The sequence below is a fragment of the Seleniivibrio woodruffii genome (assembly GCF_029267515.1).
GTDB classification, from domain to species: Bacteria; Chrysiogenota; Deferribacteres; order Deferribacterales; family Geovibrionaceae; genus Seleniivibrio; species Seleniivibrio woodruffii_A.
Genome location: NZ_JAJUIS010000009.1, coordinates 32,075 through 45,957 on the forward strand (window position 1 = coordinate 32,075; position 13,883 = coordinate 45,957).

Here is a 13,883-nt window from a genome sequence, read left to right on the forward strand (position 1 = left end):
CTCTCCTTATTGACTGTTTTGTAACTTAGTATAAGATGGCATGACTGAAACTCAAGGAAATTGCAATGGCTGAAAGAAAAAACGTAACGGTAAATTTTTACAGACTGGAATCCGCAGTGGACACCTTTTATCAGGATATGGATTTCAAGCTGGAGGCACTGTCTGCGGGAGGCATGGACTTCGGTTTTTTCGACGGAAAAAGCTGCGAACTTATGTTCAAGATATTTGAACCGATAACTCTGTCCGACCGTAAACTATACATCGTAAGTCTTATTAAAGAGAAGATATTCCTGCCCGTGTGGTTCAACCGCGAAGGAATGGTTCAGGAAGCGCCAACAGAGGGCGGTTGTCTGGGTGATGTCAGTTATGCTCTGATAGACCCTGAAAAGCAGGCATTGCTGACGCTTTCGGGCGGGTTCGGTCCTTCTGCATCGGCATTTTCAGACTTCGCGCGCTGGCTCACAGGCGATGCAGCATCCGGCGCAAGCCCCATCTTCATAGGCAACGCCTATAATCAGGTGACCGACTGGGAGATATTCCGGAAGGTAAATCTCTCCATAGAGGCTCCTGCTGCGGATTTTGTCGGGAACGTTCTGGACAGTGAAATCGGAGATAATTTTAAAATGCTCGAAACCCTTTCAGGGCTGAAAATAGATATATCCGTATCCATGGGGCACGGCAAGGGCAGTCTCCACAAAGACGCGGTGAAAAACTTCATAAACACCATAATGTCAGAAAACTATGCAGGAAAGCTGAAGATAATGGGCAAAAGTTTCGAGGAACAGCAGACCGCTGAACTCGACCTTTACAACGCGCGGCTAAAGCATAAGACTGAAATCGTCATAGCCGGCACCCATATTGCACCGGATGAGGCTAAAGCCACACTTTATGAAGCATATCAGCTTCATCTGGACGACATAGACGCCGCATATAAAGGTCTTTCCGAAGAGGAATAATACCCGATTACATCCATGAACGCCTGCGAAACCCTGCGGGCGTTCTCTTTTTCTATCGCCTGCGGATATATCTCCGCCGAATCCACACATCCTTCGTATGAATTAGCAGTGATATCAGCCAGAAACTCCGCCAGTGCATGTCTGTCAGGTTTAGCGTTCATCGCATGTTCAAGAGCACTGCCGATGCTCTCTGCGCCTGTGCACCTGAAAACAGTGGGCAGCACACTGAAAAACATATCGGAAAACACCACTGAACCCACTCCGGCAAAAGCCGCCTCATAAGCGGCGGAACCTGAAACGGAAATAACCGCCCGTGCGCCTGCGATAAGCTCTGCTCCATCGGCATATGGGGAAACGCAGACCACGTTGGGCAGTTTTCCGATCTCACGGAAAAAACCGTAACGGCGCTTTCCCAAGCCCGCAGGATGCTCGCGGACTGCCAGCGACACGCCATGAGGCAGAGACTTTACTACATTCCGCACAAGTTCGAGCTGGTTTTGGCAAAAACCGCCCAGAACGTCCAGAGATGCCTCCGGCGATACATGCAACGGCATGTAAACATAATCACCCGATAAAACTCTCTGCATACGGGAGAAACCGGACAGACGCATATTTAAATCACATGCGATGCGTTCTCTCACCAGTCCGAAAACGTTCTGTTCGGTTTCGTCCTTCGCCGTACCGCATATTAATCTGCTCAAGTGTATGAAAAAACTTTTGAAATGGCGTTTTGAGATCAGTTCAGGCTGCGCGGGAGCGTGTTCGGCCCTGAATTTTGCCGGAAGCGGCAGTACCTGTTCAGAACGGTTCATACGGATAAGTCTGTCCTGAAATATTCCGCTGAAAAAGCCGAACCTGCCGTTCGGGATACGCACACTGTGTGGCACGATAAACTCCGCACCTGCGCTGGAACACGCGGCGCAGACAGCAAGCTCATAAGCCCACGTAGCCTCAGAAAAAACGATATCTATCTCATTGTCCGCTATAAACTTTGAAGCGCTTTTAAAAACTCCGCCAAGATACCCGTAAGCAGCTTCCCCTCTTTTGCACAAAAGTCTGTCGCTCATGATCATGTACGATGCTGTGACTCTGCTGTGCGCCTCCAGAAGTGCCAACGCTTCTTGGTCATAAGATTTGTCAGCGTCCGCGATGTCAAGAATATGACTACAGTCAAACCCCATATCCGTCAGATATTTAATGCGGTGTTTCGCACCGGGCATTATGAAATAGACCCCCACGCCCTGTTTCACAAGATTTTGCGCAATATGCGCAAACGTGACAGAACGAGAGTGGCTGCCGGTGAAAGCAACACGGAAAGAAGTCATTAAGCATTTTTAGTAAATGAAGAAAGCTCAGATCCCCATGTTGGACTTAACTATGTCTGCGATGTTCTCTGTAACCGCCATCAGTTCTGAATCGTCCTCTTCCGGAACAGCGCATACGAAAATGCTGAATCCAAGATTATTATTGAGGTACATCTTTATATCTGAAAGGTTCGGTCCTGTTCCGGTTTCGTCGCCATACGAAGGAACAATCAAAACATCACAGCCGCTGTATTTGTCAAGCTGAGTAACATTTTTAACGGATTTCTGCAAAATTCCTGAGACAAAAGTAAGTTTGCCGTTTTCGGTGAACATTACCCTTGTTCTTTTGGTTTGCCCCAGTTTGTTCTTTATCTGCGCCATTGCTTTGAGTGCTGCTGCTGTTGAAGGCACAGACATAACTACGGCAAGCTTCTTCATCACTGTCTCCTCTATTTTCGGGAGACTTTACCCCCGAAACCCGTGTTAATATATCCACTATTCGTGTGCATCACGGGTGCCCCTTAAAATAACGAAGCCCGATGTTCAAAAGTTTCTGGATGTGCCCCAGAGCCTTTTTCAGCCTCTCCCTGTTATACAGAGAGAGTTCATCGGGATTTATATATTTATTTACATGAACGCCCGCAGCCGCTTTCTCCACCTGACTTTTCAGAATGATGTCCACAACGGTCTCATACGCTTCCAGAGTGTGCAGATAAAGCTCTTCGCTGATGACGTTCATACGCCGCAGAGTCTTCATTCTTTCCACTGTGTTCAGATCATTCAAGCCGTGCTTGAGTGTGAAAGCTCTAATCACATCAACTATAAACGCAGACGCAGAGGATTTCAAGTTTATTTCTCCCTTATGCTTCCCGTCCTTTTCCCCTATGAATTTTCCGAACATTGAAATGGGTATCCTGAGGCTGCTGTCACGCTCCAGCATCTGGATAAGAAAGATAGGACTGTTGTTCATATTCTGATTGATGTGGTTGCGCAGTTCCCATACCAGCTTCTCGTCTCCGGCAAAGCCGTCGAAGTCAAAAATGATGGATGACCACATTATCCCCAGCGAACCGGGATTTGAAACCCAGCGGGATATTTTCTGTTTCCAGTCGGATATGCGAAGCGACATCTCAGGGTTTGTAACCATGACGTTTCCGCGGCACTTTTCATAACCGACGTATTCCAGCGCATCGGAATATTTTGCACCGAATTTGATAAACATGGCGATCTCTTCATCCGTTACGGAATCGTCAAAGATAAATCCGTTGTCCTGATCAGGATCGAGCGCCATCTCCCTGCGCCCGCCGGAACCCATAATCATCAGAGTATGTCGGACCTTGGTAAGATCAAACCCGGTCTCTCTGAAATATTCCTCGCCGCATATGCGGTATATCTTGCGCTGAATGTTAAGATGCACGGAAGAAAGAACCGGCAGAATATCATAACTGACCCGCGAGTTCTCCATAAGGGATGCCGCAACGGAATACATATCTGAATATGCCTTTTTCAGTTCATCCAGAGTGTCCAGCTTGTCAACATATGTAACGAATACGTTTATGTTATGAAACAGCATCTTTGAAATGTCGTTGTTGGAAAGGATACCGACAGGTCTGTTTCCGCTTATGACAACAACATAGTCCGCCTGAGAATGCTGCATCTGCGCCAGCGCCTCCACAAGGGGATATTCGACAGGAAGCGCAACCGGAGAGCGTTCCATATATTTTCCGGCGGTAATGTCCGTCGGGTTCTTCTGCATATCGGGAATGAACCGCTGGACAACGTGTTTAGACGTTAGAAGCCCCTGAAGAGTACCGTCCCCGCCCACAACTACAATTGCTCCGACGTTTGCCTCAGCCATGAGCTTTGAGGCATCCAGAACTGAATCTTCAATGTTAACACTGAGTACGGGAGAAGACATATAACTTCCCAGCGGCTTATAAGTTGTGGACGCCACAGACCAGCTCGCCCTGCCCTCCAGCTCTGCGTTACGCTCTGAAACAAGGCTGTGGAAAGCTGTGCGGAACTCCGGCACGTCCTCCATAAGTTTATAAACATAAAGCTCCGGCATAAAGAGCATCAGACAAGCCATATCTGCGTATGCCGTCACCCTGTAAGTAGATTTGCCCACGAAGGTTGATATTCCGATAACTCCTCCGCTGTCAACAATGACTTCACGACTCCCACCGTCAGTAAGCCGAACCCTGCCGTTCAGAATAATATAAAGCCCTTTATGATATGACTCTCCCTTTTTAAAGAGTGCTTCCGAAGCATCCGCCGTAACAGACTCACATTTCATAATTGCATTTTTGAGCATCTCTCTGGGCACAGATGAAAATAATGGCAATTTCTCCGCTGTATCAACTATTTCCTCAATGGATGAAATTTCCGAATACTGCATATCTCCCCCGAAAGGACTTATGTTAAACATATCAATATCTGCATGTGTTGATTATACATCATTTCAATAAGAAGTAAAATAAATATTGTCTCACAAATATCAAACACCGTAATATTATGGTTCGTCATTTATTGATATTTATAAGCCACGATTAACCCTTTGCTGAAAAACAAGGATTTTTTATGATCCTGAATACTGTATACAATCCTGAACCGTGCCCCACAGCCGAATAGAGCCGCTTAATACCTGTTTTAAAATATAACAGCACAAACATGCGCGTTTTTAAAATTTATACTTTATCATGAATAAATTACACATATATGTATCAAAATTATCCATTAAGATAATTTCCACATACGAAACCGTTTAAAAAATTATTTTAATTTAAGCTCATTTTTATTGTTGATTATAATTAAAAAGTGTTTTATATTCGTGCCATGGTTAATTGGGTAAAAAACAAGTTAACCATGTTTTCTATCACTTAACACCTTTGCAGATTTTTATCAGGAGGAGCAAAATGACTGCTAGAGACTTTACGAACTCTGAAAAGTTCAAAGACTTAGTCAGAACACGCTGGACGTTCAGCTTCATCATGCTGGCGATTCTGTTCGTGATCTACTACGGCTACATTTACATTGTAGCAGAACACAAAGAGATCGCAGCCATCATGGTAGGCAAAAACGTGACACTCGGGATCGTACTCTGTACAGCCGTAATCGTTGGCTCATGGATACTCACACTTATATATGTCGTGTGGGCAAACAACGTTTATGACAAAAAAGTTGAGTCTTTGAAAAAAGACCTTCAGTAACGGAACAAGGAGAAAACTATGCAATCAACACTCGGTCAACCTAACGGCACCGCCATTCTTTTCTTTGTTCTGGTGGTTATTCTGACTCTTATCATAACCTACTTTGCGGCAAAGAAAACAAAGACTACAAGTGAGTTTTATGCTGCCGGACGCAGCGTTACAGGTTTCCAGAACGGTTTGGCTCTTGCAGGCGACTATATGTCTGCGGCGTCTTTCCTCGGTATTTCCGGTATGGTGGCACTCAGCGGCTACGACGGCGCCATATATGCGGTGGGCTGGCTGGTCGGATGGCCCGCGCTTATGTTCCTCATCGCAGAGCCTCTGCGTAACCTTGGTAAATACACCTTTGCTGACGTTGTGGCATCCAGACTTAAATCAGGTCCCATCCGTATAGCATCCGCTGTCGGCGGTCTGCTCGTTGTTCTTTGCTACACCATCGCGCAGATGGTGGGTTCAGGCAAACTTATCCAGCTTATGTTCGGTATGCCCTATGAAATGGCAGAGATCATAGTTGGTGTGGTTATGCTTCTTTACGTTCTTTTCGGCGGTATGCTTGCAACAACATGGGTACAGATCATCAAAGCCGTACTTCTTGTTTTCGGTGTAACCGTTCTTACAGTGCTTGCTCTTGCGAAATTTGATTTCAGCATCAGCAACCTTTATACAGAAGTTGTTACAATGTACCCCGCGGACAATATGCTTAACCCCGGCGGTCTTGTAAAAAGTCCTCTGGACACACTTTCACTCGGTCTCGCTCTGATGTTCGGTCTGCTTGGTCTGCCGCACATCCTTATGAGATTCTTCACCGTGCCGGACGCTAAAGAAGCCAGAAAATCTGTTGCATACGCAACAACTTTCATAGGCTACTTCTATCTGGTTATCCCGATCGTGGGTTTTGCGGCTGCAGTTCTCATCGGTAAAGAGCCCATAAAAGCTATTGACGCAGGCGGAAACATGGCTGCTCCCGCTCTGGCTGAACTTCTCGGCGGAACACCCTTCCTCGGCTTCATAGCAGCGGTTGCATTCGCCACTATCCTCGCGGTTGTTGCCGGTCTGACACTGGCTGCATCCTCAGCAATGAGCCACGACATCTATGTAAGCGTATTCAAAAAAGGTCACGCGACAGAGGAAGAGCAGGTTAAAGTTGCGAGAATGTCAGTTGTTATCTTCGGTATAGTTGCAGTTGCACTCGGTATCCTTTTCAAAGGACAGAACGTTGCGTTCCTTGTGGGTCTTGCATTCGCAATAGCGGCAAGCGCCAACTTCCCCGCTCTGTTCCTTTCCATCATATGGAAAAAAATGACAACTCAGGGTGCTGTCTGGTCAATACTTTCCGGCGGTCTGTGCGCAACAGTGCTCATCATCCTCAGCCCCACTGTTTGGGTGAACATACTCGGAAACGAAACCGCTATCTTCCCCATGAAGAACCCCGCAGTGTTCTCTATGCCGCTGGCGTTCATAGTGGCGATACTTGTTTCACTCATGTCTCCCGAACCTGAAGCTCAGGAGAAATTTGAAGACGACAAGATCAGGACTTATCTTGGTATAGGCGCGGAATAACACAATACTTCGACACTACAACAGTAAAAAAAGGCAGCCTTCCGGCTGCCTTTTTCATTTCTCTCCGCTTATGTATAATATCCTGTATGTGACCGGAATTTTTCCATTTTCACCGAAAAGCTCCGGATAGAGTTCAAGAAATTTTTTATAGGACGTCTTTGATGTGACCTTATCCTTACCGCTGAAAGTCGCACCTGTCCCCTTCTGCTTTTTAAGAAAGCCGGAAACGCTTTCGAAATTCAGAACGTATTCCCGTACCTCTTTATTAACGGAAACGCCGCAGCCTTCAAATATACGCGCAAAATCATCCTCTTTCGGCAGGGCATACACAGAACCGAAACCCGTCATCTGGTTGAGTATAGACATTTCAACGAAAGTTCCCTCAACAAATACCGAAAATGCGAACTTTCCGCCTTTTTTAAGGTGTTTCAGCATTGCAGGAATGCTTTTCTCAGGCTGCTGGAACCATTGAATGGCGGAAGAACCGGTTATAAGAGCAAATTCACCGCCGACGGGCAGATATTCGCCGTCGCCGCAGATGAAAATATTATCAGGAAACTGCCGTGCCGCCTTTGCCAAAAGAGCATCAGCAATATCAACACACACTGCCGAACCGCATTTTTCATTCAGCAGTTTCGTAAATATACCCGTTCCCGTTCCAATCTCAAGTATCCTGTCCTGTGTGCCATCCGGCAGGAGTTCTGCTAGATGTTCTGCAACAATGCGCTGAATATCGCAAGATGAATCATAGGATTCCGAAGACGAGCAGAAGGCGTGTTTTATGTGTATCTTCATATCAGGTATTCCGAAATTATCTCCGGCGGAACGAAATGACCGCAATCCGCCCGCACAAAGTAGGCAGAAAACCTTTCAGACACAGCCACACCGGAGGAAACGTTCACAACACCATCCTGCGCACCGTGGATAACAGTCAAAGGCGGCATTGTTTCCCGTATGCCTTCTCCGGTTTCCAGAAGGTACTCAAGCCCTTTTTCAAGCACGGAATAATCCCTTATCTGCGGGAGCACAATTCCGGGACAGCCGCAGGCGGCAAGAAAATCTTTTATCACCGTTTCCGGTGCAGTGCGGAATTTCTTTATCATAAGTTTCAGAACACGTTCCGGCGTGTAATCGGTAAATCGGATGAACGGAGACACCAGAACTACGTTCTCAAAATCCAGTCTTCCGGCTTTCAGTGCGAGATTCGCGCCCGTTGACCAGCAGACAAGGTTTCTGCCTGACAGTTTTTCAATATCAATATCATCGTAAAACGGCACAAGGAACTCAAACTTATCCGCAAAGCCGCCGAACAATGCAGGAAACCCGCACCAGCCCGACAGAAAAATATCTTTCATATACCGCTCGCTTTCAGCGCCCTGAACGCGTCCAGTATCCTTTCCGTTTCATCCGTCACGTCAAGCCGCATGGTGAGCCTCAGACGTGCAGTGTTCACAGGAACAGTGGGCGGTCGTATGGCGCCTGCGTATATGCCCTTTTCCATGAGAAACTCTTTCGCCAGCATAACCCTCTCATTTGCGCCGAGGATAACGGGAATTATCTGAGTTACACTCAGACCCGTGTCAAATCCCATGGAACGCAGAGCGCCGCGGATACTGTCTGAGAAATCGAGCAGTCTGTAACCTATATCGTGGTTATCCTGAACGTAGTTCAGCGCCGCAAGGTTTGCTGCGATAACGGCGGGCGGAAGCGATGTTGAATAGATAAACGAGCGTCCTCTGTTGCGCAGATAATCTATAATATCCGCATCGCCGGCAACATATGCCCCGAACGAGCCGAAAGCCTTGCTGTAAGTGCCCATATGAACGTCTATTGAGGTTTCAAGCCCAGACTCATGGGCATAGCCGCTTCCACGCCCGAACACGCCGGAAGCGTGAGCCTCGTCGATAACCGTAAGCGCTCCGTACTGTTTCGCCAGAGCAACGATATCCCTCAGGCGGCAAACGTCGCCGTCCATACTGAACACCGTGTCGGTAGCTATTATTTTATCTTTGATATCCTTATGTTTTTCCAGAAGTGCGGCGAGATCGGATACGTCGTTATGCTTATACCGGACGTGCTTTGCACCGCTGAGGATTATTCCGTCTATGATGCTGGCGTGGTTCAGCTTATCGGAGAAAACGGCAGTGTTCCTGTCTGCAAATGCTGAGAATATGGAAAGATTAGCCGCATACCCGCTGTTGAAAACAAGAGCTTTCTCCGTCTGCTTAAACAGTGCGGTTTTATGCTCCAGTTCGTCGTAAATGCTGTAGTTGCCCGTCACTATGCGGGATGCGCCGCTGGTGGTACCCAGCTTCATAACCGCCTCTGCTGACGCCGAGCGTATCGCCTCCACCTCGGAAAGTCCCAGATAATTGTTTGAAGCAAGGTTAAGATATTTTATGCCGTTGATGTTCACAAACTTGCCCGCACCCTCGCTCATTTCCGGCATGGTGCGGAAAAGATGCTGTTCGTGCAGTTCGTTCAGTTTTTTCTTGATTTTATCTCTCATGGGGAAATAATATCAAAGGCACAGACCCTGTCAATGAATAAGGAAGAATCATGAAAGTTAACACGCCCATTTGGCACCCCTGCACCCAGATGAAAGACCATGAAACCTACCCCATAATCAAAATCGAACGGGGCGAAGGAATCTATCTGTTCGACGACGCAGGCAGAAAATACATAGACGCAGTATCGTCATGGTGGGTGAATCTTTTCGGGCACAACAACCCCAGACTCAAAAAAGCCATTTCCGATCAAATGGATAAGATAGAGCATGTGATTTTTGCCGGCATAACCCATACGCCTGCGCAAACCCTTGCGGACGAACTTGTCAAGCTAACACCGGAAAAACTGACTAAGGTGTTCTTTGCCGATATCGGTTCCGCCGCGGTGGAATCGGCTATGAAGCTGAGCTACGGATACCGCTACAACACAGGCAATACAAAAAAGAACCGCTACATGTACCTCGACGCAGGATACCACGGCGAAACACTTGGCGCACTCTCCGTCTGCGGCGAGGAACTTTATACAGAACTTTTCGGCAACATAATGATAGAGAACGTCCGCGTCCAGGGACCGGACTGCTACCGCTGCCCGTTCGCTAAAGAACGCTCATCCTGCGATGCAGAGTGTTTCTGCCATATGGAAAAAGCCATGGCGGAAAACCATGACCGCATCACAGCCGTTATCCTTGAACCACTGCTCCAGTGCGCTGGCGGATTTAAGATGTATCCGCCGAGATATCTGCAAAAGCTGGTACAGGCGGCTGAGCATTACGACATTCACACTATTTTTGATGAGATAGCCTGCGGGTTCGGCAGAACGGGAACAATGTTCGCTCTGGAACAGGCTGGCGTATGTCCCGATTTTTTATGCCTCTCAAAAGGGATAACATCCGGTTACCTGCCTCTCAGCGTCGTTATGACCCATGACGGCATCTACGACGCTTTTTACGATGACTACACAACGCTGAAAGCCTTCCTCCACAGTCACAGCTACACAGGCAACCCGCTCGCCTGCGCCGCCGGAGTGGAGACCATGAAAATATTCCGCGAAGACAAAGTTGTTGAAACGAACGCAAAAAAATTCCACGCCATGCACGAATATCTTGATAAAAAATTCCTCGGCAAACCTCATGTGGGAGAAGTGCGCCACCTCGGATGCGTTTCAGCCGTAGAACTCGTTAAAGATACTGATACAAAAGAAAAATTCGAATGGAAAGACAGAACCGGATTCCGCATATTCCGCAAAGCAATTGAAAAAGGCGCGTACCTGCGCAATCTGGGCGACGTGATATATTTTATGACCCCGTATGTCATAACCGAGGATGAGATGATAAAACTTGCTGATATAGCTTATGAATCCGTTTATGAGGTGCTGTGATGAGAAAACTGTTCATATCAGGAACCGACACAGGGATCGGAAAAACACATTACTGCGGACTGCTCTGTAAGTATCTGCTGGAAAAAGGCGATTCCGTCTGCTATGTAAAACCCGTACAGACCGGGTTTCCCGAAGACGACGACAGGCAGACAGTTATAAACATGTCCGGTCTGAAACCGGAGCACGCCTATACGCTCAACACGGCTAAGTTCCCCGCTGCGCCGTATCTTGCGTTCGATGATTTTCCCTATGAAAATACTATAAAAAAGATAAACGGCATAAGCGGTTACGACTGGCTGGTGGTGGAAAGTGCAGGCGGTCTCATGGTGCCTCTGGACGAGGGATACATGAACTATGACATAGCGCGGGACTGCGGGCTGGAGACAATCGTTGTTGTGCCCAATCAGCTCGGATGTATCAACCACGCCATGCTCAACCATTATTTTCTTGAAAAAGAGGGGCTGCCTTTCGCAGGGTTCGCGGTCAACAACCACTTTGCGGCGGCAAAATCGGATAAATTCAACATTGCAATTCTGAACGACCTGACGGACGATGCCGTCAGGTCTGTGTTCAGCGATGTTATGGAAATTGTGGAGCTCTGATTCTTAAAGAAGTGACTGCACGCCGTATCTTGAAGCTACGGAGATGAAGTCGCCGGACATTTGCTGGTTGGCTTCCTTCACCTTCTCGTATACTTCCTGCAATTCTTTGTTATTGTATGACTGCATAGCGCCGGAAAGCTCTTCCATGGCGCTTTTGTCATATGTGCCGAGGAATTTTTCACGCGCTGTTCCTTTGATATAGCTAAGAAGCGAATCACTCTCGTTTGATCCTGACGACTGAACGTAGTCCTCAAGAACGGAAAGCGCCTTCGCGGATATGTCAACTGTGTCGGCAAAGCCTGTGGGCTTGGACTCTTCGCTTTCGCCGAAGAAAGTTTTCAGCGCCGTAAGGCTGTCTACGTCTGATGTTTTTGATGAAGAGGATGTCTCTGCTTTATTTGTGAGATCCTGTGTCGGGTAATATTTTCCTGAAATTATCATCTTAGCCCCCTGTAAACTTTGTTCTGAGGACTAATAAGCATGTTGCGTGCCAGTTTCAGGCGGAAAAAACTTTCCCCATCTCGTCAAGCACCTCTTTAGCGGAGCGGGTATACTTAAAATCATTACTGATATCAACGTTTTTACCCTGCACAAACACCTGAAAATTGGTACCGAAACCGCCTTCAGGCATTATAAGCGCCTTGACGGACTGCTTTTGCAGGTCTGTTTTGCAGGCGGAAATCTCTTCCAGTATGCCGGACTGTACCAGATACAGCCATTGGGGCATATACGCAAGAGGGTTGAGCCCATTCTGCGAGCCATAAAGCGACAGAGAGGTGAAATCCACGAATGCGGTTATGTCCTGATAGCCTATGCGCTCAAAGAAATCGTTGTTCTGTGTGTGGCGGTAATAGCAGGTGACTGTTCCGTCCCGTCTGTAGGACTGATAGAGCATTGGTGCTTCAAAACCGTAATCGATGGTGACAACAACAGCCTTGCCCAACTTTTCTGCCAGCGCGTGCACCCAGCCGACCATATCAAGATTGATGTCAACTATCTGGGTCTCCACAACTTTCAGATTGATAGCGTCAAGAAACTCTTTGAGGCGGGGAGTCGAAAGCTCATCGGGAAAAAAGCGCAGCTTTCCGTCAACCTCTTTAACGTAAAGCTCTTTCAACTCGTCGTTCATGCGTATAACGCGGTGAACGGGGAATGCGTCCACAAGCTCGTTGCTGTAGAACACGCCGGAAAAATTATTCAGCTCTTCAAAGCTCTTCCAGACGACCTTGCCCTTATGCTCTTTCTCAATGAGCTCTTTCTGACGTTTAATGAGGTATCCGCTCTTCTCTATAATGGTGTAAGACAGTATGTCATATATCTCTTTTTCGTTCACTTTCAGATAGTTGAGAATGTCGTTGGCAAGCATCCCGCTGCCCGCACCCATCTCGCAGAAGGCGTTTTCCAGTTTCAGAGTTTTTATCATGTACACAAAGGATTTCGCCAGGGTGCGCCCGAAAGATTCGGATGCGTTTACTGAAGTATAGAAACTGCCCTGCTGTCCGAAGGGGTTCTCTTTCTGATAGTATCCCATCCCCTCTTTGTAAAGGGCGATGTCCATAAATTCGGCAAAGGTTATCTGTCCTTTTTCGCGAATCAGGTTCTCAACGTAGGTTTGAAGGCTTGTATCCACTATCTCACTCTGAAATATAATGTTATTTCCGCAGATTCGGCATCTGCGTTCAGAACGGCATTAAACTTCAATTTGCGCACAAAGTCAATGGCAAGCCTTTCGATATTTGAATCGGTTCTGTTTAAAAGGACTATGGAATATGTGTTTCCGCTGCGGTCAACCTTAAAGCCAACACGCACATTAGTATTTGATGTTAAAGAGAAAGAAGGCTTTTCAGGAACGTATGTCAGCTTTCTGTTTCCGCCGAGATTCTTAATTTTAAAGAAATCGTTTGCGTCCTGCGCGCCCGCGTTTTTGCCGGAGGACTGCTCACCTGCAGACTGGCTTTCTGAGCGGTGATATTTTTCCGCCTCGGAGGCTATCTCAGTCTGCAAAGCAGAATCTGCATACGAACTTCCCGATTTAGCGGTTGTGTTAAGATTCAGTTTAGGCATGGCTATTTTTGCCAGATCAGCCGTTGACACTTTAGGTATCTCAATCTCAGGCACAGAGGAGGCGGGGGGAGGAATAATGTTCCCCGCAATTTTTTCGCCCTCTTCCGCCGCGCCTTCATCGGCTTCCGCGGTTTCGGGCATCTGAGGCATAACCTCCTCTTTGGGAGCGGGGGGCACAATCTCAACGTCTATGATTTTGCTTTGAGGTTTCTCACGTTTCGCAACACTGAGTCCGTGCACGTTCAGAATTATCAGAATATGCAGCAGCAACGAAAGGATGAGAAAGAGTGTAAATCTCAAATG

Annotated in this window: 14 protein-coding genes; 5 read left to right on the forward strand and 9 right to left on the reverse strand. The window is 47.3% G+C overall.

Annotated elements, in window-relative coordinates:
• Positions 1-65 precede the first annotated feature (65 nt).
• Entirely contained in the window at positions 66-956 is an 891-nt protein-coding gene (locus tag Q7P67_RS10250; protein WP_303851871.1) for a DUF6731 family protein, read from the forward strand.
• On the opposite strand, the gene Q7P67_RS10255 is transcribed toward Q7P67_RS10250, so the two are convergent.
• From Q7P67_RS10255 to Q7P67_RS10265, 3 genes are all read right to left on the reverse strand, one after another.
• Positions 905-2,281: a hypothetical protein gene (locus Q7P67_RS10255; protein WP_303851872.1), complete on the reverse strand. Its 1,377-nt coding sequence runs from the start codon at positions 2,279-2,281 to the stop codon at positions 905-907. The two genes, Q7P67_RS10250 and Q7P67_RS10255, sit on opposite strands and share 52 nt — an antisense overlap.
• A gap of 27 nt (positions 2,282-2,308) precedes the next feature.
• Positions 2,309-2,698 (reverse strand): hypothetical protein, encoded by a 390-nt coding sequence (locus Q7P67_RS10260; protein ID WP_303851873.1) that lies wholly within the window; start codon positions 2,696-2,698, stop codon positions 2,309-2,311.
• 70 nt (positions 2,699-2,768) lie between these two features.
• Positions 2,769-4,658, reverse strand: a complete 1,890-nt coding sequence (locus tag Q7P67_RS10265; protein ID WP_303851874.1) for a putative nucleotidyltransferase substrate binding domain-containing protein — start codon at positions 4,656-4,658, stop codon at positions 2,769-2,771.
• 517 nt (positions 4,659-5,175) lie between these two features.
• Between Q7P67_RS10265 and Q7P67_RS10270 the strand changes: the two genes are divergently transcribed.
• The gene (locus Q7P67_RS10270; protein WP_303851875.1) at positions 5,176-5,469 is read left to right on the forward strand and encodes a DUF485 domain-containing protein; all 294 of its coding nucleotides are present in this window, start codon (positions 5,176-5,178) and stop codon (positions 5,467-5,469) included.
• A gap of 18 nt (positions 5,470-5,487) precedes the next feature.
• Complete coding sequence (locus Q7P67_RS10275; RefSeq protein ID WP_303851876.1) at positions 5,488-7,029, forward strand: sodium/solute symporter; 1,542 nt, start codon at positions 5,488-5,490, stop codon at positions 7,027-7,029.
• A gap of 54 nt (positions 7,030-7,083) precedes the next feature.
• On the opposite strand, the gene Q7P67_RS10280 is transcribed toward Q7P67_RS10275, so the two are convergent.
• Genes Q7P67_RS10280 through Q7P67_RS10290 form a run of 3 tightly spaced genes read right to left on the reverse strand, consistent with a single transcriptional unit; the run spans position 7,084 to position 9,538 of the window.
• Positions 7,084-7,824: a methyltransferase domain-containing protein gene (locus Q7P67_RS10280; RefSeq protein ID WP_303851877.1), complete on the reverse strand. Its 741-nt coding sequence runs from the start codon at positions 7,822-7,824 to the stop codon at positions 7,084-7,086.
• A complete protein-coding gene (locus Q7P67_RS10285; protein WP_303851878.1) occupies positions 7,821-8,384 on the reverse strand; it encodes an alpha/beta hydrolase in 564 nt (187 codons plus the stop codon). Before Q7P67_RS10285 ends, Q7P67_RS10280 begins: the two co-directional genes overlap by 4 nt.
• Positions 8,381-9,538 carry an 8-amino-7-oxononanoate synthase gene (locus Q7P67_RS10290; protein ID WP_303851879.1) on the reverse strand — a complete coding sequence of 386 codons (1,158 nt, stop codon included), beginning with the start codon at positions 9,536-9,538 and terminating at the stop codon, positions 8,381-8,383. The genes Q7P67_RS10285 and Q7P67_RS10290 overlap by 4 nt, the downstream gene beginning before the upstream one ends.
• Positions 9,539-9,588: 50 nt before the next feature.
• Between Q7P67_RS10290 and bioA the strand changes: the two genes are divergently transcribed.
• Entirely contained in the window at positions 9,589-10,914 is a 1,326-nt protein-coding gene (bioA, locus tag Q7P67_RS10295; RefSeq protein WP_303851881.1) for an adenosylmethionine--8-amino-7-oxononanoate transaminase, read from the forward strand.
• On the forward strand, positions 10,914-11,516 hold the full coding sequence (bioD, locus tag Q7P67_RS10300) for a dethiobiotin synthase (RefSeq protein WP_303851883.1): 603 nt from the start codon (positions 10,914-10,916) through the stop codon (positions 11,514-11,516). The genes bioA and bioD overlap by 1 nt, the downstream gene beginning before the upstream one ends.
• Positions 11,517-11,519: 3 nt before the next feature.
• Here bioD and Q7P67_RS10305 read toward each other — a convergent pair whose 3' ends face one another.
• The 3 genes from Q7P67_RS10305 to Q7P67_RS10315 are packed head-to-tail and all read right to left on the reverse strand — an operon-like array spanning position 11,520 to position 13,880.
• Positions 11,520-11,957: a hypothetical protein gene (locus tag Q7P67_RS10305; protein WP_303851885.1), complete on the reverse strand. Its 438-nt coding sequence runs from the start codon at positions 11,955-11,957 to the stop codon at positions 11,520-11,522.
• Between the two features lie 55 nt (positions 11,958-12,012).
• Positions 12,013-13,146, reverse strand: a complete 1,134-nt coding sequence (locus Q7P67_RS10310; protein WP_303851886.1) for a class I SAM-dependent methyltransferase — start codon at positions 13,144-13,146, stop codon at positions 12,013-12,015.
• Positions 13,146-13,880, reverse strand: coding sequence for a hypothetical protein (locus Q7P67_RS10315; protein ID WP_303851887.1), 735 nt, complete (start codon positions 13,878-13,880; stop codon positions 13,146-13,148). Before Q7P67_RS10315 ends, Q7P67_RS10310 begins: the two co-directional genes overlap by 1 nt.
• Positions 13,881-13,883 lie beyond the last annotated feature (3 nt).

What these genes read in the sequence shown, in the direction of transcription:
- Q7P67_RS10280 (WP_303851877.1), bottom strand. Translation starts at nt 7,824, where the DNA reads ATGAAGATACACATAAAACACGCCTTCTGCTCGTCTTCGGAATCCTAT.
- Q7P67_RS10290 (WP_303851879.1), bottom strand. Translation starts at nt 9,538, where the DNA reads ATGAGAGATAAAATCAAGAAAAAACTGAACGAACTGCACGAACAGCAT.
- Q7P67_RS10265 (WP_303851874.1), bottom strand. Translation starts at nt 4,658, where the DNA reads ATGCAGTATTCGGAAATTTCATCCATTGAGGAAATAGTTGATACAGCG.
- bioA (WP_303851881.1), top strand. Translation starts at nt 9,589, where the DNA reads ATGAAAGTTAACACGCCCATTTGGCACCCCTGCACCCAGATGAAAGAC.
- Q7P67_RS10270 (WP_303851875.1), top strand. Translation starts at nt 5,176, where the DNA reads ATGACTGCTAGAGACTTTACGAACTCTGAAAAGTTCAAAGACTTAGTC.
- Q7P67_RS10260 (WP_303851873.1), bottom strand. Translation starts at nt 2,698, where the DNA reads ATGAAGAAGCTTGCCGTAGTTATGTCTGTGCCTTCAACAGCAGCAGCA.
- Q7P67_RS10250 (WP_303851871.1), top strand. Translation starts at nt 66, where the DNA reads ATGGCTGAAAGAAAAAACGTAACGGTAAATTTTTACAGACTGGAATCC.
- Q7P67_RS10255 (WP_303851872.1), bottom strand. Translation starts at nt 2,281, where the DNA reads ATGACTTCTTTCCGTGTTGCTTTCACCGGCAGCCACTCTCGTTCTGTC.
- Q7P67_RS10275 (WP_303851876.1), top strand. Translation starts at nt 5,488, where the DNA reads ATGCAATCAACACTCGGTCAACCTAACGGCACCGCCATTCTTTTCTTT.
- Q7P67_RS10305 (WP_303851885.1), bottom strand. Translation starts at nt 11,957, where the DNA reads ATGATAATTTCAGGAAAATATTACCCGACACAGGATCTCACAAATAAA.
- bioD (WP_303851883.1), top strand. Translation starts at nt 10,914, where the DNA reads ATGAGAAAACTGTTCATATCAGGAACCGACACAGGGATCGGAAAAACA.
- Q7P67_RS10285 (WP_303851878.1), bottom strand. Translation starts at nt 8,384, where the DNA reads ATGAAAGATATTTTTCTGTCGGGCTGGTGCGGGTTTCCTGCATTGTTC.